This is a genomic window from Streptomyces sp. MA5143a, assembly GCF_900290235.1.
GTDB lineage: Bacteria > Actinomycetota > Actinomycetes > Streptomycetales > Streptomycetaceae > Streptomyces.
Genome location: NZ_OLMK01000009.1, coordinates 257,985 through 277,781, shown reverse-complemented (window position 1 = coordinate 277,781; position 19,797 = coordinate 257,985). Strand labels below are relative to the sequence as shown.

At 72.0% G+C, this 19,797-nt stretch carries 17 protein-coding genes and 1 pseudogene; 11 read left to right on the top strand and 7 right to left on the bottom strand.

Annotation, left to right across the window (positions count from 1 at the left end; genetic code table 11):
* The first annotated feature begins 2 nt into the window (after positions 1-2).
* The 6 genes from SMA5143A_RS03740 to pssA all read left to right on the top strand — a co-directional run bounded on the left by SMA5143A_RS03740 (position 3) and on the right by pssA (position 6,549).
* Positions 3-2,153, top strand: coding sequence for a protein meaA (locus tag SMA5143A_RS03740; protein WP_375136452.1), 2,151 nt, complete (start codon positions 3-5; stop codon positions 2,151-2,153).
* A complete protein-coding gene (locus SMA5143A_RS03735; RefSeq protein WP_107461408.1) occupies positions 2,150-3,124 on the top strand; it encodes an HpcH/HpaI aldolase/citrate lyase family protein in 975 nt (324 codons plus the stop codon). Before SMA5143A_RS03740 ends, SMA5143A_RS03735 begins: the two co-directional genes overlap by 4 nt.
* Before the next feature lie 5 nt (positions 3,125-3,129).
* Positions 3,130-3,642 carry a MaoC family dehydratase gene (locus tag SMA5143A_RS03730; RefSeq protein WP_107461406.1) on the top strand — a complete coding sequence of 171 codons (513 nt, stop codon included), beginning with the start codon at positions 3,130-3,132 and terminating at the stop codon, positions 3,640-3,642.
* A 2-nt stretch (positions 3,643-3,644) separates the two neighbouring features.
* On the top strand, positions 3,645-4,850 hold the full coding sequence (locus SMA5143A_RS03725; protein WP_107461404.1) for an acyl-CoA dehydrogenase family protein: 1,206 nt from the start codon (positions 3,645-3,647) through the stop codon (positions 4,848-4,850).
* Between the two features lie 180 nt (positions 4,851-5,030).
* Positions 5,031-5,687, top strand: a complete 657-nt coding sequence (locus SMA5143A_RS03720; protein WP_079049686.1) for a phosphatidylserine decarboxylase — start codon at positions 5,031-5,033, stop codon at positions 5,685-5,687.
* A 43-nt stretch (positions 5,688-5,730) separates the two neighbouring features.
* Positions 5,731-6,549, top strand: coding sequence for a CDP-diacylglycerol--serine O-phosphatidyltransferase (gene pssA / locus SMA5143A_RS03715; protein ID WP_107461403.1), 819 nt, complete (start codon positions 5,731-5,733; stop codon positions 6,547-6,549).
* A 99-nt stretch (positions 6,550-6,648) separates the two neighbouring features.
* On the opposite strand, the gene SMA5143A_RS03710 is transcribed toward pssA, so the two are convergent.
* Positions 6,649-7,818: a glycerate kinase gene (locus SMA5143A_RS03710; RefSeq protein ID WP_107461401.1), complete on the bottom strand. Its 1,170-nt coding sequence runs from the start codon at positions 7,816-7,818 to the stop codon at positions 6,649-6,651.
* 173 nt (positions 7,819-7,991) lie between these two features.
* On the opposite strand from SMA5143A_RS03710, the gene SMA5143A_RS03705 reads away from it, so the two are divergent.
* The 4 genes from SMA5143A_RS03705 (at position 7,992) to SMA5143A_RS03690 (ending at position 13,266) form a co-directional block, all read left to right on the top strand.
* Positions 7,992-9,059: an ADP-ribosylglycohydrolase family protein gene (locus SMA5143A_RS03705; RefSeq protein ID WP_107461399.1), complete on the top strand. Its 1,068-nt coding sequence runs from the start codon at positions 7,992-7,994 to the stop codon at positions 9,057-9,059.
* Positions 9,060-9,085: 26 nt separating this feature from the next.
* Entirely contained in the window at positions 9,086-9,577 is a 492-nt protein-coding gene (locus SMA5143A_RS03700) for an NUDIX domain-containing protein (protein WP_107461593.1), read from the top strand.
* 405 nt (positions 9,578-9,982) lie between these two features.
* Complete coding sequence (locus SMA5143A_RS03695; protein ID WP_107461397.1) at positions 9,983-12,436, top strand: protein kinase domain-containing protein; 2,454 nt, start codon at positions 9,983-9,985, stop codon at positions 12,434-12,436.
* Between the two features lie 95 nt (positions 12,437-12,531).
* Positions 12,532-13,266, top strand: a complete 735-nt coding sequence (locus tag SMA5143A_RS03690; RefSeq protein ID WP_107461396.1) for an SIR2 family NAD-dependent protein deacylase — start codon at positions 12,532-12,534, stop codon at positions 13,264-13,266.
* A gap of 26 nt (positions 13,267-13,292) precedes the next feature.
* Here SMA5143A_RS03690 and SMA5143A_RS03685 read toward each other — a convergent pair whose 3' ends face one another.
* From SMA5143A_RS03685 to SMA5143A_RS03675, 3 genes are all read right to left on the bottom strand, one after another.
* A complete protein-coding gene (locus SMA5143A_RS03685; protein ID WP_107461395.1) occupies positions 13,293-13,775 on the bottom strand; it encodes a methylated-DNA--[protein]-cysteine S-methyltransferase in 483 nt (160 codons plus the stop codon).
* A gap of 19 nt (positions 13,776-13,794) precedes the next feature.
* Positions 13,795-15,303 carry a DNA-3-methyladenine glycosylase 2 gene (locus tag SMA5143A_RS03680; protein ID WP_107461394.1) on the bottom strand — a complete coding sequence of 503 codons (1,509 nt, stop codon included), beginning with the start codon at positions 15,301-15,303 and terminating at the stop codon, positions 13,795-13,797.
* 136 nt (positions 15,304-15,439) lie between these two features.
* A complete protein-coding gene (locus tag SMA5143A_RS03675; RefSeq protein ID WP_181361705.1) occupies positions 15,440-17,455 on the bottom strand; it encodes a heavy metal translocating P-type ATPase in 2,016 nt (671 codons plus the stop codon).
* Between the two features lie 45 nt (positions 17,456-17,500).
* Between SMA5143A_RS03675 and SMA5143A_RS03670 the strand changes: the two genes are divergently transcribed.
* A complete protein-coding gene (locus SMA5143A_RS03670; protein WP_107461392.1) occupies positions 17,501-17,872 on the top strand; it encodes an ArsR/SmtB family transcription factor in 372 nt (123 codons plus the stop codon).
* A gap of 44 nt (positions 17,873-17,916) precedes the next feature.
* On the opposite strand, the gene SMA5143A_RS03665 is transcribed toward SMA5143A_RS03670, so the two are convergent.
* The 3 genes and pseudogenes from SMA5143A_RS03665 to SMA5143A_RS03655 all read right to left on the bottom strand — a co-directional run.
* On the bottom strand, positions 17,917-18,753 hold the full coding sequence (locus tag SMA5143A_RS03665; RefSeq protein ID WP_107461391.1) for a hypothetical protein: 837 nt from the start codon (positions 18,751-18,753) through the stop codon (positions 17,917-17,919).
* 209 nt (positions 18,754-18,962) lie between these two features.
* Positions 18,963-19,472, bottom strand: a complete 510-nt coding sequence (locus SMA5143A_RS03660; RefSeq protein WP_107461592.1) for an O-acetyl-ADP-ribose deacetylase — start codon at positions 19,470-19,472, stop codon at positions 18,963-18,965.
* A 170-nt stretch (positions 19,473-19,642) separates the two neighbouring features.
* Positions 19,643-19,729 (bottom strand): annotated as a pseudogene (locus tag SMA5143A_RS03655) (helix-turn-helix domain-containing protein); the annotation flags it as partial.
* Between the last annotated feature and the right edge of the window lie 68 nt (positions 19,730-19,797).

The following is a 19,797-nucleotide window of genomic DNA, read 5'->3' as shown; positions in this document are numbered from 1 at the left end:
AGATGACTGAGCGTCAGCCCGCGGCTGCGCCTGAGGGCGCGCCCGTGTCGAAAGAGACGAAGGCAAGGGAGCGCAGCGACCGCGGACTGAGGAACGTCGACGCGGGCACCGAGCGCTCTCAGGCGCAGCCGCAAAGGGAGAAGGACCGGCCGTGGCTCATGCGCACGTATGCCGGCCACTCCACGGCGGAGGCGTCCAACGAGCTGTACCGGCGCAACCTCGCCAAGGGCCAGACCGGTCTGTCGGTGGCGTTCGACCTGCCGACGCAGACCGGGTACGACTCCGACCACATCCTCGCCCGCGGCGAGGTCGGCCGGGTGGGCGTGCCGGTCGCGCACCTCGGTGACATGCGCCGGCTGTTCCAGGACATCCCCCTGGAGCAGATGAACACCTCGATGACCATCAACGCCACCGCCATGTGGCTGCTGGCGCTCTACCAGGTCGTCGCCGAGGAGCAGGGTGCGGACATCACCAAGCTCCAGGGCACGACCCAGAACGACATCGTCAAGGAGTACCTGTCGCGGGGGACCCATGTCTTCCCGCCGGGGCCCTCGCTCCGGCTGACGACGGACATGATCGCGTACACGGTCTCCCACATCCCGAAGTGGAACCCGATCAACATCTGCAGCTACCACCTGCAGGAGGCGGGCGCCACGCCGGTCCAGGAGATCGCGTACGCGATGTCCACCGCGATCGCGGTTCTCGACGCCGTGCGCGACTCGGGGCAGGTTCCCGAGGAGAAGTTCGGGGACGTCGTGGCCCGTATCTCCTTCTTCGTGAACGCGGGTGTCCGCTTCATCGAGGAGATGTGCAAGATGCGGGCGTTCGGGCGGATCTGGGACCGGATCACGCGCGAGCGGTACGGCATCGAGAACCCCAAGCAGCGCCGCTTCCGGTACGGCGTCCAGGTCAACTCCCTCGGCCTGACCGAGGCACAGCCGGAGAACAACGTCCAGCGGATCGTGCTGGAGATGCTGGCCGTGACCCTCTCCAAGGACGCACGCGCGCGTGCCGTGCAGCTGCCCGCCTGGAACGAGGCGCTGGGGCTGCCCCGGCCGTGGGACCAGCAGTGGTCGCTGCGCATCCAGCAGGTCCTCGCGCACGAGAGCGACCTGCTGGAGTACGCGGACATCTTCGAGGGCTCCCACGTCATCGAGGCGAAGGTCGCCGCGCTGGTGGAGGAGTCGCTCACCGAGATCGAGCGGATCCAGGAGATGGGCGGCGCGATGGCCGCCGTCGAGTCGGGTTATCTGAAGTCGCAGCTCGTCGCCTCGCACGCCGAGCGGCGGGCGCGGATCGAGTCCGGCCAGGAGAAGATCGTCGGCGTCAACATCTTCGAGACGACCGAGCCGAACCCCCTCACGGCCGACCTGGACACCGCGATCCAGACGGTCGACCCGGCCGTCGAGGCCCGTGTCATCGCCGCCCTCCAGCACTGGCGGGACACGCGCTACCAGCCGCCCTTCAACCACCCGCGCCCGTGCAAGGCGCTGGAGCGGCTGAAGGAGGCCGCGAAGGGCACGGACAACCTCATGGAGGCCACCCTGGAGTGCGCCCGCGCCGGGGTCACGACCGGCGAGTGGGCCGGGGCCCTCCGTGAGGTGTTCGGGGAGTTCCGGGCGCCGACCGGTGTCTCCTCCGCCCCGGTGGCGGTGGCGGCCGAGGAGGGCTCGGCCCTGTCCGGGGTGCGCCGCAAGGTCGAGCTGACCGCGCGGGACCTCGGGGTCGGCAAGCTCCGCTTCCTGGTCGGCAAGCCTGGCCTCGACGGGCACTCCAACGGGGCCGAGCAGATAGCCGTGCGGGCCCGTGACGCCGGGTTCGAGGTGGTCTACCAGGGCATCCGGCTCACCCCCGAGCAGATCGTGGACGCGGCCCTCGCGGAGGACGTGCACGCGGTGGGGCTGTCCATCCTCTCCGGCTCGCACGCGCAGCTCGTCCCGGACGTCCTGGAGCGGCTGCGGGACGCCGGCGCGACCGACATCCCGGTGATCGCCGGCGGGATCATCCCGAACGCCGACGCCGAGCAGCTCAGGGCCGCCGGAGTGGCCGCCGTGTTCACCCCGAAGGACTTCGACATAACCGGGATCATCGGCCGTATCGTCGACGAGATCCGCAAGGCCAACAAGCTCGCCCCCCTGGAGGTCCCCGCATGACCAGCCCTGTTCCCCAGGTGAACCGCCTTCGCCCGCGGCGCTCCTGCCTCGCGGTGCCGGGAAGCAACCCCCGCTTCCTGGAGAAGGCCCAGGGCCTCCCGGCGGACCAGGTCTTCCTCGACCTGGAGGACGCCTGCGCCCCGCTCGCCAAGCCCGAGGCGCGGCACACCATCGTCAAGTTCCTCAACGAGGGCGACTGGACCGACAAGACGCGGGTGGTGCGCGTCAACGACTGGACGACGGAGTGGACGTACCGCGATGTCGTCACCGTGGTCGAGGGGGCCGGCCAGAACCTCGACTGCATCATGCTGCCGAAGGTGCAGACGGCCCAGCAGGTCGTGGCGCTGGACCTGCTGCTGACGCAGATCGAGAAGACGATGGGCTTCGAGGTCGGCAAGATCGGCATCGAGGCGCAGATCGAGAACGCGCAGGGCCTCAACAACGTCAACGAGATCGCGACGGCCTCCCAGCGCGTCGAGACGATCATCTTCGGCCCGGCCGACTTCATGGCGTCGATCAACATGAAGTCGCTGGTCGTGGGCGAGCAGCCGCCCGGCTACCCGGCGGACGCGTACCACTACATCCTGATGAAGATCCTGATGGCCGCCCGCGCCAACAACCTCCAGGCGATCGACGGCCCCTACCTCCAGATCCGCAACATCGACGGCTACCGCGAGGTCGCCCGGCGCGCCGCGGCCCTCGGTTTCGACGGCAAGTGGGTGCTGCACCCGGGCCAGGTCGAGGCGTCCAACGAGATCTTCTCGCCCTCGCAGGAGGACTACGACCACGCCGAGCTGATCCTGGACGCGTACGACTACTACACGTCCGAGGCGGGCGGCAAGAAGGGCTCCGCGATGCTCGGCGACGAGATGATCGACGAGGCCAGCCGCAAGATGGCGCTGGTCATCTCCGGCAAGGGCCGTGCGGCGGGCATGCAGCGCACGTCCAAGTTCGAGATCCCGGAGGCCTGAGCGCGATGCAGTTCGGACGCACCTACGAGGAGTTCGAGGTCGGGGCCGTCTACAAGCACTGGCCCGGGAAGACGGTCACGGAGTACGACGACCACCTCTTCTGTCTCCTCACCATGAACCACCACCCGCTCCACATGGACGCGAACTACGCCGAGAGCACGACGGACTTCGGCAAGAACGTCGTCGTCGGCAACTACGTCTACTCGCTGCTGCTCGGCATGTCCGTCCCGGACGTCTCCGGCAAGGCGATCGCGAACCTGGAGATCGAGTCGCTGCGGCACGTGGCGCCGACCTTCCACGGCGACACGATCTACGGCGAGACGACCGTGCTGGACAAGTGGCCGTCGAAGTCGAAGAACGACCGCGGCATCGTCCACGTCGAGACCAAGGGCTACAAGCAGGACGGCACCCTCGTGTGTGTCTTCCGCCGCAAGGTGATGGTGCCCACCGAGACGTACATCAAGGAGCGCGGCGGCGAGCAGCCCGGCCGCCCGGAGCTGAAGGCACAGGAGAAGTAGCCATGGCGCGACTCGCCCAGACCGCCGGTCTGACCGACATCCAGCAGGAGATCCTCTCCACCGTCCGCGACTTCGTGGACAAGGAGATCATCCCGGTCGCGACCGAGCTGGAGCACCGCGACGAGTACCCGCAAGCGATCGTCGACGGGCTCAAGGAACTGGGGCTGTTCGGTCTCATGATCCCCGAGGAGTACGGCGGTCTGGGCGAGTCCCTCCTCACCTACGCGCTGTGCGTGGAGGAGATCGCCCGCGGCTGGATGTCCGTGTCCGGGATCATCAACACGCACTTCATCGTGGCGTACATGCTCAAGCAGCACGGCACCGAGGAGCAGAAGGAGTACTTCCTGCCGCGCATGGCGGCCGGCGACGTCCGCGGCGCCTTCTCGATGTCGGAGCCGGGGCTGGGCTCCGACGTGTCGGCGATCACATCGAAGGCGGTCAAGGACGGCGACGACTACGTCCTGAACGGTCAGAAGATGTGGCTGACGAACGGCGGGACGTCAACCCTGGTCGCCGTTCTCGTCCGAAGTGACGAAGGACACCCCGAGGGCACGGCGCCCCACAAGTCGATGACGACCTTCCTGGTGGAGAAGGAGCCCGGTTTCGGAGAGGTCCGGCCCGGCCTCACCATTCCCGGGAAGATCGACAAGATGGGGTACAAGGGCGTCGACACGACCGAACTCATCATGGACGGACTGCGCATTCCGGCCAATCGTGTACTCGGCGGCGTCACGGGCCGAGGGTTTTACCAAATGATGGACGGTGTCGAGGTGGGCCGCGTGAATGTGGCCGCGCGTGGCTGCGGTGTCGCGCAGCGTGCATTCGAGCTGGGTGTGCGGTACGCCCAGCAGCGCCACACCTTCGGCAAGCAGATCGCCCAGCACCAGGCGATCCAGTTCAAGCTGGCCGAGATGGCTACCAAGGTCGAGGCCGCTCATGCCATGATGGTGAACGCAGCACGCAAAAAGGACTCGGGCGAACGAAACGACCTCGAAGCAGGGATGGCGAAGTACCTCGCCTCCGAATACTGCAAAGAAGTCGTCGAGGACGCTTTCCGGATCCACGGCGGCTACGGCTTCTCCAAGGAGTACGAGATCGAGCGCCTCTACCGCGAGGCCCCGATGCTGCTCATCGGTGAAGGTACCGCCGAAATCCAGAAAATGATCATCGGTCGCCGGCTTCTCGAGGAGTATCGATTCCAGGGCTAGTCCAGGGTCGAATGTCTGCTTCGGGGTGTTTTCTTCGAGAAGAAGATCACACCCCGTCAGCACTGTTCGGCCGTCGACTCGGCTTCCTGGCTTGCCCAGTTGCGGGCCGCGACCGGTACGATCCCCGGAAAGCCGCCGTCCCCTGTCACCGCGCGGCATCATCCGCTACGAAGGTCATCCATGCCCCACAGCCAAACCTCTGCACCTCGCGACAGCCTCGCTGGCGTACGGCTCGCGCGCGGAGCATCGCCGTGGCTTCTCCCGACCGTCGCCACCGCAGCACTCAGCCTCGCCCGCTCGCGCCGCTCCGGCGCCGCGCGGGCCGTGGCCGTACCCGCCACCGCGCTGGCGGCGGGCATGCTGTGGTTCTTCCGCGACCCCGAGCGTGAGATCGCCCAGGGCCGGGTCATCTCGCCCGCCGACGGAGTGGTGCAGAGCATCATGCCGTGGAAGGACGGCCGGACCCGCGTCGCGATCTTCATGAGCCCGCTCAACGTGCACGTGAACCGCGCGCCGCTCTCCGGCACGGTGACGTCCGTCGAGCACATCCCGGGCGGGTTCGTCCCGGCGTTCAACAAGGAGAGCGAGAACAACGAGCGCGTCGTCTGGCACTTCGACACCGAACTCGGTGACATCGAGATGATCCAGATCGCCGGCGCCGTCGCTCGCCGCATCGTTCCGTACGTTCCCGAGGGCACCAAGGTCGAGCAGGGTGACCGGATCGGGCTGATCCGCTTCGGTTCGCGGGTCGACATCTACCTGCCCGAGGGTGTGGAGGTCGACGTCGAGGTGGGTCAGAAGACCGTGGCTGGGGTGACTCGCATTGACCGTGATTGATCCTGATACACAGGCCGGGAAGACCGGCCCGGCGACCGACTGGATGCCGGACGTCGACGAGGCGGACGACGCGGAGGAGATGCCGCTGTCGCTGCGCCTGTCGATAGCGGACACGCTGACCCTGGGCAACGCCACGTGCGGCTTCATGGCGGTGTACTTCACCACCACGGGCATCCTGATCCCGCACATCACGGGCAGCCAGGAGACCGGCATGGCCCGCCACAGCGCGGCCACGGCGGTCATCCTGATGCTCTGCGCGGCGATCTTCGACCTGTTCGACGGGCTGGTGGCGCGCAAGCTCCGCTCCTCGCCGATGGGCGCGGAGCTGGACAACCTCTCGGACCTGATCAGCTTCGGTCTGGCGCCGGCGTACTTCGTCCTCGTCTACGGCATGGTCGCGAACGACGCGCACCAGCGGGTGGCCGCGGTGGGCGCGATCGTCGTGCTGCTGGCGGTGGTGCTGAGGCTCGCCAGATTCTCCTGTGTGACCGTGAAGGACGGCACCTTCCAGGGCATGCCCTCGCCGTTCGGCGCGCTGACCGTGGTGTCGATCGTGCTCCTGGAGCTGCCCTTCGAGGCGACTCTGCTCGCGATCCTCGGCACGGCGTGGCTGATGGTGAGCCGGGTGGAGTACCCGAAGCCGCGGGGTGTCCTCGCGGTCGCGATGCTCTCCTGGATCGTCCTGTCCATGGGCCTGCTTGCGGCGTGGGCCTTCGCCGCCCCCGGCGGCCAGTTCCTCCTCCAGGCCGGCTGCGCCCTGCAGCTCGTCATGGGCGCGGTCATCCCCCTGTTCGCCACGGCCCGCCGGGTGAACACCTTCCGCGACAACCGGCGTGAGGCGCGGGCGGCCCAGCTGCCCTGACCCCCTCCGTCACCGACAGGTGTGGCCCGAGCCCTCCCGGCTCGGGCCACACCTGTTTCGCGTTCAAAGGTGCCGGCGTTTGGGGACCGTCGGCTCGGGTCAGGTCAGGAAGTCCCGGGCGATCGCCTCGGCCACCCGCTCCAGGATCGGGCCCGGGTCGGCGAGGCAGCGGGCCACGTCCGGCTCGGCCTCCGTCAGCGGGTACGCCCGGCGGATGCCGGCGCGGCCCAGCGCCTCCGGGGGCAGGGCCAGACGGCCGCAGACCGCCACGACCTCCTTGTCCGCGGCCCGCGCGGCCGCGGCGACCCCTGCGGGCGCCTTGCCGTGCAGCGTCTGCTCGTCCAGGGAGCCCTCGCCGGTGATCACCAGCGTGGCCCTGTCCAGCGCCTCGGCGAAGCCCAGGACGTCGAGCATCACCTCGATGCCGGGGCGGAAGCGGGCGCCGAGGACGAGCGCGCCGTAGCCGATGCCGCCCGCGGCGCCCGCGCCGGGCGCCAGCGCGTGCTCGGCGGCCAGGCCGCCGAGCGGCTTCTCCAGGACGGCCGCGAAGTGGGCGAGCGCCGCGTCGAGGACCGCCACGTCCTCGGGGCTCGCGCCCTTCTGCGGGCCGTACACCGCGGGCGCCCCCTTGGGGCCCGTCAGCGGGTTGTCGACGTCGCTCGCCAGGACCAGGTCGAGGGAGGCGAACCTGGGGTCCAGGTCCGACAGGTCCGCCGTCACCAGGTCGCCCAGTCCGCCGCCGCCCGGCCCGACGGGCTCGCCCGCCGCGTCCAGGAAGCGCGCGCCCAGCGCGGCGAGCATGCCGGCGCCGCCGTCCGTCGTGGCGCTGCCGCCCACCCCGAACACGATCGTGCGGGCGCCCGCGTCGAGCGCGGCGCGCAACAGCTCTCCGGAGCCGTACGTGGAGGCGGTGAGCGGTGCGAAGACACCCGGGGGCAGCAGTTGCAACCCGCTCGCCTCGGCCATCTCGACGACGGCGGTGTCGCCGCGCAGCGCGTACGCGGCGGTCACGGGCTCGCCCAGCGGGCCGGCCACCCGTACCTCGTGGCGGGTGAATCCCGCGGCGACCGCGGCGGCCACCGTGCCGTCTCCCCCGTCGGCCACCGGGAGCGCCTCGACCTCCAGGTCCGGCAGGACCCGGCGCAGGCCCGCCGTCACCCGCTCGGCGACCTGGACGGCGGTGAGCGTGCCCTTGAACTTGTCCGCGGCGATCAGCACCCGCGGGATTGCCGTGCCGGTGTCGGTCCCGTCCACTACGGCGTTCGCCACCTTGCGTTCCCCTCGCTCATCGGGCCTTGCGCATGTCAAGGCAGTCGCGCCGCTGTGACCCTAACCTCACCGGGGCGGCTCCGTCATGCCCTGTCCCGCCCATCGAGCGCGACACGCCGCGTACCCGCCCGTTCACCGAGCGCCGATCCGCGGAATTGGGTAGACCTTCAACCATGACCCCTGTGGGCAGCGAACTCGCCGACCGCGTACTCGGAGGCTGGCTGGGCCGGATCGCGGGCAACATGCTCGGCAAGCCGGTCGAGCGGGGCGACCACTGGACGCGGGAGCGCATCGACCGCTATCTGCGCCGCGCCGACGCGCTGCCCCTCACCGACTACCTGCCGGAGCCGGCCGACGAGGGCGACCGGCTCGCGCTGCGTCCCGAGTGGCGGGAGTGCGTGCGCGGCCGCGTCCACGGCAGTTGCCGCGACGACGACGTCGACTACGCGATCCTCGGGCTGCACCTGCTGGAGACGCACGGTTTCGACTTCACCACCGAGCAGGTCGGCGACCTGTGGCTGCTGCGGTTGCCGTATCTCCAGACGTTCACGGCGGAGCGGGCGGCCTACCGCAACCTGGCCAACGGTCTGAAGCCCCCGCTGACGGCCACGTACGACAATCCGTACCAGGAGTGGATCGGCGCCCTCATCCGCGCCGACGTCCACGGCTGGACCAGCCCGGGCGCGCCCCGGCGCGCGGCCTCGCTGGCCCGCCGTGACGCGGTCCTGTCGCACACCGGGAACGGCGTGTACGGGGCGATGTGGGCGGCGGCGCTGGTCTCGGCGGCGTTCACGGCGGGCACCGTGCGCGAAGCCGTGGAGCAGGCGCTGACGGTGATCCCGGCGAGCAGCCGGCTCGCGCGGACCGTACGGCGGGTCGCCTCGCTGCACGAGACGGGGATGGCGTGGGACGACACGCTCACGACGGTGGCGGAGGAGACCGCGGGGACGCACTGGATCCACACGATCCCGAACGCGGCGGTGCTCACCGCCGGTCTCCTGTACGGCGACGGCGACTTCACCCGGACCGTCGCGCTGACCGTGCGCGGCGGGCTGGACACCGACTCGAACGGCGCGACCGCCGGTTCGGTGGCGGGGGTGCTGTGCGGGGCGGCGGCGATCCCGGACCGGTGGAAGGACCCGCTGGAGGACACCGTGCGCAGCGCCGTGTTCGGCTTCGACGGGGTGCGGATCAGCGAACTCGCGGAGCGTACGGTGCGGTTGGCGCGGACCTCGGCGTGAGGGTGGGCGGCGTCTACCCTTCGTGGATGACCACTCAAGACTTCGCCGCGTACATCGCGAGCCTCCCGAAGGTCCTCGCCGGCGCCGCGGCGATCCTCCGTGACGCCGAGGGGCGGGTCCTGCTCGTGGAGCCCAACTACCGCGAGGGGTGGGCGCTGCCGGGCGGGACGATCGAGTCGGACGACGGGGAGACGCCCCGGCAGGGCGCGCGGCGTGAGACCGCCGAGGAGATCGGCCTCGACATCGAGCCGGGGCGGCTGCTCGCCGTGGACTGGGTGCACGGCGTGGGGCGGCCGCCGCTGGTGGCGTACCTGTACGACGGCGGGGTGATCGGTGAGGGCGAGTTGTCCCGTATCCGGTTGCAGGAGGAGGAGTTGCTGTCGTGGCGGCTCGTGCCGCGGGCCGAACTGACCGGGTACCTGCCGGAGGTGCTGGGCCGCCGTGTGCTCGCCGCCCTGGACGCGTTGGCGGACGGCACCGGTCCGGTGGAGTTGGAGAACGGGATCCGGGTCGGCTGAGGACCGTCGACAACGCGCCACGGCCACCCGCTGTCGCGGGGGTCGGTCGTTGACAGGAGTCAGCTGACCTACGGTCAAGTCCCCTTGTACGGACGGTGAAGAGGTGTCCGCCACCGTTGATGGAAAATTAAAGCGTTGGCTGAAAACGCTGCCCACTGGTCACTCCAGCCTCTAGGCTGACCGCAGACCCCGTCCGAGCGATCGCCCTGTGCTCACCCGCTCCGGTACCGGGGGTGGCACTCGGGATCCCGGACCGGCATCCCGGGCGCGGGCCGCGGCTTCGGCAGGATTGCGGGGCTCTGGGGAGCGGTCGTACGGGATCCCCCCGGACACGCCGGTCTCCCCCCCCCCACTCCGCGCGGGCCGTTTCCCGCCCGGCTTGACCGAGAACAGGCAGCTGAGGTCATGGAACCACTTGGCCCTGACGATCCCGAGGTACTGGGTCCGCACCGGCTCGCGGCCCGGCTCGGCGCGGGCGGGATGGGGCGGGTCTACCTGGCGCGCTCCTCCCAGGGACGGTTCGTCGCGGTCAAGGCCATCCGCCCCGAGCTGGTGGGCGACCGGAACTTCCGGATTCGTTTCCGGCGCGAGGTGGAGGCGGCGGGGGCCCTGGGCGGCCGGTACACGGCGCCCGTGGTGGACGCCGACCCCGACGGCCCGGTCCCCTGGCTGGCCACCGACTACATCGCCGGCCCCACCCTGGCCGAGGCGGTCCTGGAGCACGGGCCGCTGCCGGTGGAGTCGGTACTGGCGCTGGGCGCCGGGATCGCCGAGGCGCTGATCTCGGTGCAGGCGGCCGGGCTGGTGCACCGCGATCTCAAGCCGTCCAACGTCCTGCTGGCCGCCGACGGCCCGCGGGTCATCGACTTCGGCATCGTCCGCGCCACCGACGGCTACGACCTCACCCGCTCGGGAGCGCTGTTCGGGTCCTTCGAGTACATGTGTCCCGAGCAGGCCACGGGCGAGCCGCTGGGCCCCGAGGGCGACGTCTTCTCCCTGGGGTCCGTGCTCACGTACGCCGCGTCCGGGCACGCCCCGTTCAGCGGGACGGCGGCGGCCACGCTCCTCTACCAGGTCGTGCACAGCCCGCCCGACCTGTCGGGCGTACCCGATCCGCTCGACAAGATCATCAGCCTCTGTCTCACCAAGGACCCCCGGCTGCGGATCACTCCGGACAAGCTGGCCGCCGCCTGCGCGCCGGGCGGCGTGGAGCAGGTGACGGGCGACGGCTGGCTGCCCCCGTCGGTGACCGCCTCGATCGCCCTGCGCGCGGCAGCCGTGGCGACGTTCGCCACCGCGCCGGACGACGGGCCCACCCGCCCCGCGTCCTGGGACGCCCCCGAGCCGTCCCCCTACCGCCGGGACGCTGCGGGCGGCGTCCCGGAGCAGGACCGGGCGCCCTACGCCGAGGACCGGGCACCGTACGCTCCCGACCAGGCGCCGTACACCTCGGGCCGGGCCGCGTACGCCTCCGATCCGGCGCCCCACGCTTCCGAGCGCGCCCCGTACACCTCCGGGACGCCGGTACCGTGCGCGGCGGAGGGCTGTGACCACTCCGCCCACCCGGACGGGGTGACGGGCACCGCCGAGTCGCCCGGCGCCGAGGCTCCCGGCGCCCGCGTCGGCGGCTCCCCGGGGGAGCCGGAGCCCTATCGCGCGGCCTCGCCCGGTCACCGCCGGGTGCCCGACCGGTCGGGGCCCTCCCGGCGTACGGTGCTCGCCGCGTCGGCCGCCTCCACCACCGCGGCCGCCATCGGGGGTGCCGTGTTCCTGTCCCGGCGGGAGAAGCCCGCCGGGCGGAGGACGACACCGCTCGGCCCCGCCCCCGAGCCGGCCTGGGTGTACCGGGGCGACCCGCTGCTCCAGGCGCCCGCCGTGTTCCACAAGGGGACGGCCCTGGTGAAGACCCGGCCGGGTGACCTGCTCAGTCTCGACCTCAAGAACGGTGCCCGGCCCACGTGGGTCTACAGCGGCATCAGCCAGTCCCCCACCCCGGTGGTGCTGACGTTCGGCGCGGCGGTCGCGCTGGGCGAGGGCTCGACGGTGATCGGCGTGGACCCGGCCGACGGCTCGGAGCGGTTCACCATCGACTTCGGACCGGACTTCCGGTTCACCACACTGCTCGGTGTCGTCGACGCCCGCTACATCTCCGTGATCGGTGTCCGGCTCCAGCGGGACTCCGAGGAGCAGGGCGTCGCGACGTCCACGGACACCGTCTTCGGTGTCGACCTCGCGAGCCGCCGCGCCGAGGTCATCCCCATCAGCCCGGAGGACGTCGGCATCCGGCTGGCCCCGGTGATCGTCCCCGGCTACTTCGTCTACGCCGACGGTCTGCGCAATGTGACGGCCCGCGACACCGACAGCTCCGACGTCGTGTGGCGGCACCCCGTCGGCTACGACCTCCGGCCGGGTCTCGCCGTCCTCGACCGGACCGTGTTCGCCATCGGCCGGGAACTCAAGGCCCTCAACCTCGCCACGGGCAAGGTGCGCTGGCGGGTGAGCCCCGACGACGGGCAGTTCGCCTCCCTCGGCGTCTACGGCAACACCGTGTACGTCACCGGCACCAACCCCTCCGGGGTCCACGCCTTCAACGCCGCGACCGGCTCCCGGCGCTGGTTCTGCCCCACCCCGCCCCTCAACGGCGATCTGCCGGTGACCACCGGGCCGAGCGCGGTCTATGTGCCCGCCTACAAGAACCGGAACGGCTTCTACGCCATCGACGCCGCCCGCGGCCGGCTGCTGTGGCACTTCACCGACGGCGTGGAGACCGGCGTCAACGACTGGCAGCTCGCCTGCGACCACTCCGGCGTCCTGGTCGCCCAGCACTACGACCGCGCCTACGGCATCCCCGCCCCCTGACCGCCCCGGTCCCGCCGGCCCCTTGGGCCTCGACCCCTTGGGCGGCCGCAGATATCCGCTGGTCCCGCACTGCCGGGCGACCTACCCTCGGCCCCATGAAGAAGCCCCTCGTCGCCCTGCTCAGCGGCGCCGGTGTCTCCACCGACTCCGGTATCCCCGACTACCGCGGTCCGAACGGGCTGTGGCGTACGGACCCGGACGCCGAGAAGCTGGTGACGTACGAGTACTACATGGGCGATCCGGAGATCCGCCGACGCTCGTGGCGGATGCGGCGGGAGAGCGAGACGCTGAACGCCGAGCCGAACGCGGCCCACCGGGCGGTGGCCGAGCTGGAGCGGTCCGGGGTGCCGGTACGGGTGATCACGCAGAACGTGGACGGGCTCCACCAGCTGGCCGGGATGCCGGCCAGCAAGGTCCTCGAACTGCACGGCACGGCCCGGTCCGTGGTGTGCACCAAGTGTCATGCCCGTACGCCGATGGAGGACGCGCTCGCCCGTCTCGACGCCGGTGAGGACGACCCGCCGTGCCTGGAGTGCGGGGGCGTGCTGAAGTCGGCGACGGTGATGTTCGGTGAGCGCCTCGACCCCGTGGTGCTCGGCGAGGCCGTCTCCATCGCGAAGGCGTGCGAGGTGTTCATCGCCGTCGGCACCAGCCTCCAGGTGCAGCCCGCCGCCGGGCTCGCCGGGGTCGCCGCCGACCACGGGGCCCGGCTGATCATCGTGAACGCCGAGCCCACTCCGTACGACGAGCTGGCCGACGAGGTCGTCCGGGAGCCGATCGGCACCGCGCTGCCGGAACTGCTGCGCAGGGTCGGTGCCGTGGACGGCTGAGCGGCCGGGAGCCGGGCGGCGGAGGGTCAGAACAGTGCCGTGCCCTGTTCGAAGTCGAGCAGGCGCCGCTTGCGGTCCAGGCCGCCGCCGTACCCGGTGAGGCTGCCGTCGGAGCCGACCACGCGATGGCAGGGCACGATGATCCCGACGGGGTTCTTGCCGTTGGCGAGACCGACCGCCCGGGACGCCTTGGGACTGCCCAGGGCGTCGGCGAGTTCACCGTACGAGCGGGTCTCCCCGAAGGGGATCCGCGCGAGCTGCTCCCACACGCCGCGCTGGAACGGCGTGCCGTGCAGGCGCAGCGTGAGGGTGAACTGCCGCAGCTCGCCAGCGAAGTAGGCGGCCAGCTGCTCCTTCGCGTCGGCGAGGAGGGTGTCGTCGCGCGGGCCGAAGTGCTCCTGCGGCGGTCGGTGGCGCTGCCCGGTCATGTAGAGGCCGCACAGCACGCCGTCGTCGGCGACGAGGGTGAGGGGGCCGTAGGGGCTGTCGGTCACTGTGTGCTGCTTCATGCCGTGTCCTTCAAGGGGCTCATGCGGGAAGGAAGTTGATGGGGTGGCTGTCCGTCGCCCAGAGGTACTGGACGGCGTACGCCCGCCAGGGCCGCCAGGCCGCGGCGCGGGCGGTGAGCGCGGCCGGGGTGGACGGCAGGCCCAGTTCCGCGGCGGCGCGCCGGACGCCGAGGTCGGTGGGGAGGAAGGCGTCGGGGTCGCCGAGGGCGCGCATGGCGATGACGTCGGCGGTCCAAGGGCCGAAGCCGGGCAGGTCGAGGAGGCGGGCGCGGGTCTCCGCCCAGTCGCTGTCCACCCCCAGGTGCAGCTCGCCCCCGGCGAGCCGGCCGACGAGCGTGGTGAGGGTCGCCCGGCGGGTGCGGGGCATCGCCAGGGTCGCGGGGTCGACGGCGGCGAGCGCCTCGGGTGAGGGGAAGAGATGGGTGAGGCCGCCCTCGGGGTCGTCGACGGGGTCACCGTGGGCGAGGACCAGGCGGCCCGCGTGGGTGCGGGCGGCGGCGGTGGAGACCTGCTGGCCGAGCACCGCCCGTACGGCGAACTCGGCCTCGTCGACGGTGCGCGGCACCCGGCGGCCGGGCGCCTTGTCGACCAGCGGCGCCAGCACCGGGTCCTCCCGCAGCTGCTCGTCCACCGCGACCGGGTCGGCGTCCAGGTCCAGCATGCGGCGGCAGCGACTGATGGCGACGGGCAGGTCACGCAGATCGCTGAGGGTGAGCCGGCAGGCGATGTGGTCGGGGCGCGGGGTGAGGCCGACGATGCCGTGCCCGTACGGCAGCCGGAGCGTGCGCCGGTACGCGCCGTCGCGCCACTCCTCCACGCCGGGCACGGCGGTCGCGGCGAGGTGTCCGAAGAGGTTGTCGGGGTTGAGCGGGGCCCGGAAGGGGAGCCGCAGGGCCAGGACACCCGGTGTCCCGGCGGGGCCGCCGGGCGCCACGGCCGGGATCCCGGCCCGCTTCGCGGCCCGGTCCCGCAGCTCGCTGGGCGAGAGCGCGAAGACCTCCCGCACGGTGTCGTTGAACGTCCGGATCGAGGCGAAGCCGGCGGCGAACGCGATCTCCGCCATGGGCAGCGCGGTGGTCTCGATCAGCAGCCGCGCGGTCTGCGCGCGCTGTGCCCGGGCGAGGGCCAGCGGCCCCGCCCCCAGCTCCGCCAGCAGCTGCCGCTCGACCTGCCGGGTGCTGTATCCGAGCCGCCGGGCCAGCCCCGGCACGCCCTCCCGGTCGACGACGCCGTCCGCCACGAGCCGCATCGCACGGGCCACGAGGTCGGCCCGCTGGTCCCATTCCGGTGATCCCGGGCTCGTGTCGGGCCGGCACCGCTTGCACGCCCGGTACCCGGCCTGCTGGCAGGCCGCCGCGCTCGGATAGAACGTCATGTTCCGCGGCTTCGGCGGCACCGCCGGGCAGCTCGGCCGGCAGTAGATCCGCGTGGTCAGCACGGCGGTGAACACCCATCCGTCGAACCGCGCGTCCTTCGACTGCACGGCCCGCACACACCGCTCCACGTCCCTGTACATCCCGTTCCGCATGGCTCAAGCATCGAGCACGGGAGGAGGCGGGGCTGGCGAGAATCCGACATCGAGGTGGGGGCGACCTCGGCACGGCGCCGGCCCACAGGGGAAGTCCGCACCGTGCGACGCGCCGTGGACGCCCCCTCGGGTGCGGCTATCCGACGGCTCGTCGCCAGGCGCTCTCCCGCAGCAGCCGCAGCCCGTTGAGGCCCACGATCACGGTGGATCCCTCGTGCCCGGCGACCCCGAGCGGCAACGGCAGATGCCCCACCAGATCCCACACCACCAGCACGGCGATGCACACTCCCGCGATCACCAGGTTCTGCACGACCAGCCGCCGGGCAGCCCGCGACAACCGCACCACCGCCGGGATCGCCACCAGCTCGTCCCGCACGACCACGGCGTCCGCCGTCTCCAACGCCAGGTCGGACCCGGCCCGGCCCATCGCGACCCCGGAGTGGGCGGCGGCCAGCGCGGGCGCGTCGTTGACGCCGTCGCCGACGAACAGGACCTTGCGGCCCTCGCCGCCCTGCAACTCCCGTACGGCCGTCACCTTGTCCTGGGGCAGCAGTCCGGCCCGGACGTCGGTGATCCCGGTGTCGGCGGCCACCCGGGCGGCGGTCCGCGGATTGTCCCCGGTCAGCAGCACGGGCGCGGTGCCGGTCACCGCGGTGAGCCCCGCGACGGCGGCGGACGCGTCGTGACGCACACGGTCCGTGAGGGTCAGCAGTCCGACGGCGACCCCGTCCCGCGCGACGAGAACGGTCGTCCCTCCGGATTCCTGACGGCCGACGAGGTCGCCGCCGGTGACCTCACCGTCGAGGATGTCACCGTCGAGGACCTCACCGTCGGAGGCACCGTGCTCGCCCGGTCGGCCCACGGTGACCACACACCCCTCGACGGTGGCGCGCACGCCCCGCCCCGGCGTGGCCGCGAACTCCTCGGCGGCGGCCGGGCGCAGCCCTCGCGCACCGGCGGCGGCGACCACCGCGCGGGCCAGCGGGTGCTCGCTCGGGTGCTCGGCGGCCGCGGCCAGCGCCAGCAGCCCGTCCTCGTCGAGCCCGGAGCCCGGCAGCGGCCGTACGGCGGTGACCTCGGGCGTCCCCTCGGTGAGCGTGCCGGTCTTGTCGAGCGCGGCGACGTCGACCTCGCCCAACCGCTCCATGGCGACGGCCGACTTGACGAGGACGCCGTGCCGGCCGGCGTTGGCGATGGCGGAGAGCAGCGGCGGCATGGTGGCCAGCACGACCGCGCAGGGCGAGGCGACGATCATGAAGGTCATGGCCCGGAGCAGGGCCTCGGTGAGGTCCTCGCCGAAGGCCAGCGGGATGCCGAACACGGCGAGGGTGGCGACGACGACACCGACGGCGTACCGCTGTTCGACCTTCTCGATGAACAGCTGGGTGGGCGCCTTGGTGCGGGACGCCTCCTCGACGAGGCCGACGATGCGGGCGATGACCGAGTCGGCGGGGTCGCGTTCCACGCGGACGCGGAGCGCGCCGTTGCCGTTGAGGGTGCCGGCGAAGACCTCGTCGCCCGGCGCCTTGGGCACGGGCAGGGGTTCACCGGTGATGGTCGCCTGGTCGGCCTCGCTCTCGCCCTCCAGGACGCGGCCGTCGGCGCCGATGCGTTCGCCGGGGCGGACCAGCACCGTGTCGCCGACGGCGAGCCGGTCGGTCGGCACGGTCTCCTCGGTGCCGTCCGGTGACAGCCGGGTGGCCGTGGTGGGCGCGAGGTCGAGCAGGCCGCGTACGGAGTCGGCGGTACGGGCGGTGGCGAGGGCCTCCAGGGCGCCGGAGGTGGCGAAGATGACGATCAGCAGGGCGCCGTCGAGGACCTGGCCGATCGCGGCCGCGCCGAGCGCCGCGACGATCATCAGCAGATCGACGTCGAGGCTCTTCTCGCGCAGCGCCCGCAGCCCTTCGAGGGCGGGTTCCCAGCCGCCGGCCGCGTACGCGACGACGTAGAGCGGGCCGTACAGCCAGGCGGAGGCGCCGGCGAGGTCCAGTGGGAAGGCGATGAGGAAGGCGACGGTCGACGCCAGGGCCCAGCGCGCCTCGGGGAGGGCGAGGACGCGGGTGCGGCGGCGGGGGGCCGTCGACGCGGGCGTGGGGCGGACCGGTGAGGGGGCGAGAGTGGCAGACACCCGGCACACCTTACAGGAACACATGAAGACTCATTCATGCCTTCATGTGCGATGAGTAAGATACTCGCCATGGGTCATGGAGCCGTAACCGCCACCGCGCAGGACGCCACCCCCCGCGTGCGTCTGGACGCGGGCAACGTCGCGAAGGTGGCCACCACCCTCCAGGCCCTGTCCACGCCCTCCCGGCTGCTGATCCTGGCCCGGCTGCGCGAAGGCCCGCTCCCGGCGACCGAGTTGGCCGCCGAGGTCGGCATGGAGCAGTCCGCGTGCTCCCACCAGCTGCGCCTGCTGCGGAACCTGGGGCTGGTGGTGGGTGAGCGCCGGGGCCGTTCGGTGGTGTACGCGCTGCACGACCACCATGTCGCCGAGCTGCTGGACCAGGCCGTCTACCACGTGGAGCACCTGCGGCTGGGGCTCAGCGACGCGCCCGAGGGGGACTGAGCCGCCGGGCCGGGGGACGGCGTGGACGGCGGTCGGACCGGGGGCTAGGACGCGGGCAGCGGGGCCGGGAGCGCGGCCGGCGTTCCCCCGACGGCGCCGAGGACCGGCTGGAGGAGGCCGGTGACCACGCCGAGCACCGGGGAGAGCACTCCGGTCACCGCGCCCAGGACGGCACCCAGGTCGAGCGAGGTCAGGGTCTTGAGGAGGCCGTCGACGGCGGACTGGAGCGTGCCGAGGAGATCGGCGACCGGGTCGGCCGCCGCGGCGGCGCGGTACGGGGTGGCCGGGGCGGGCGCGCGGTGGGGGGTGACCGGCGTGGTGGCGTGCAGTGTGCGCAGCCTCTTCTGCACCGTGGCGTGGGCCCGCTTCACGGCGTCGGCATGGCGGGCGGCGGCGGCCGGTTCGAGCCGGTCGCCCTCCACCTGCGCCAGCGTGGTCAACTCGCGCAGCAGCGGGGCGAGTACATGGCGCTGGTCCATGCGGTCGAGGGTCCCGATCCGGGTCACCAGCACGTCCGACGCGGCGTCGAGCCGCGCGAGGAGCGCGTCCGCCTCCGCCTCCTTCCGGGCCACGAGGGCGTCCGCCTCGGCCTCCTTCCGCGCCGCGAGCGCCTCGGCGTCCGACTCGCGCTGCTCCACGAGCGCGTCGGCGTCCGCCTCCTTCTGCGCCACGAGCGCGTCGAATTCCGCCTCCAGCGCGTCGAGCCAGGCCGTGAGGGCGTCCACATCGGGTTCGGGAGCCTTGGCGGCTGCCGCCGCGTGGGGTCCCCTCGCCTCGTGGCCCGCGTCGACGAGCGCGGCGGCGGTGCCGGCCGGCGCGCAGACCAGGGTGGCGCACATCAGGGGCGGCAGCAGGAGGCCGCGGGTGACGAGGGCACGCATGGACGTTCCTTTCGGGGGCGGGTCGGGCTGTCCTTGGGCTCACCGTGGGAGCCGCCGCAGCACCCCGCAACCGGTCCCACGGCCGACGCCGACCCCGCACTACCGCGTCCGGCACCTCTGACCAGCCGTTTCCGCCTCCTCACGACGGCTTCCGGGCCACTCGCCCGTTCCACCGTCCGGGTCCGCCGTGTCGAGGCGGCGGGGCCCCGTCAGCCGACCCGCGCCGCGAACGCCTCGTACGCCCGCTCGTCGAACAGGACGAACCTGACCTCCTCCACCGCTGTCTCGGTGGAGCGGACCGTCTCGACGGCGATGCGGGCGGCGTCGTCCATGGGCCAGCCGTAGATGCCGGCGGAGACGGCGGGGAAGGCGACCGTGCGGGCGCCCAACTCGTCGGCCACCCGGAGGGATTCGCGGTAGCAAGAGGCGAGGAGGGCGGACCGGTCCAGGCTCTGGCTGTGGACGGGGCCCACCGTGTGGATGACCCATCGGGCGTCCAGCGCTCCGGCCGTGGTGGCCACCGCCTGCCCCGTCGGCAGGCCCTTGCCGTAGTGCGAGGCGCGGAGCCTGCGGCAGTCCTCCAGGATGGCGGGGCCGCCGCGCCGGTGGATCGCGCCGTCCACTCCTCCCCCACCGAGGAGGGAGGAGTTCGCGGCGTTCACGATGGCGTCGACGGACTGCTGGGTGATGTCCCCCTGGACGAGGGTGATGTTGGTCATGACCACCTCTTTGACATGCTCCTCGCCCTGAAGGCGAGGATTCTGGCCTTCCCCACCGGAGACTGTGCCTCCCCCAAGCTCTCAACTACGTTCGAGCAGGGGTGCCCCCATGGCGGCACGGTTTCCGGTCGGGAATCCGTCTTCGGCAGGTTCAGCCGCCCCCGGTCGGTGACGACGCGTGCGCACCCGAACGCCCTGGCCGGCGTGGCCTGCTGAGCGGCGTTCGGGTACAACCTGAAGGCGTACCGGAGCTGCATGACGATCACACTAGGCACGTCGAACCCACGTCGTCACCGGGAACAGGTGAACGATCCGTCACCGTCAC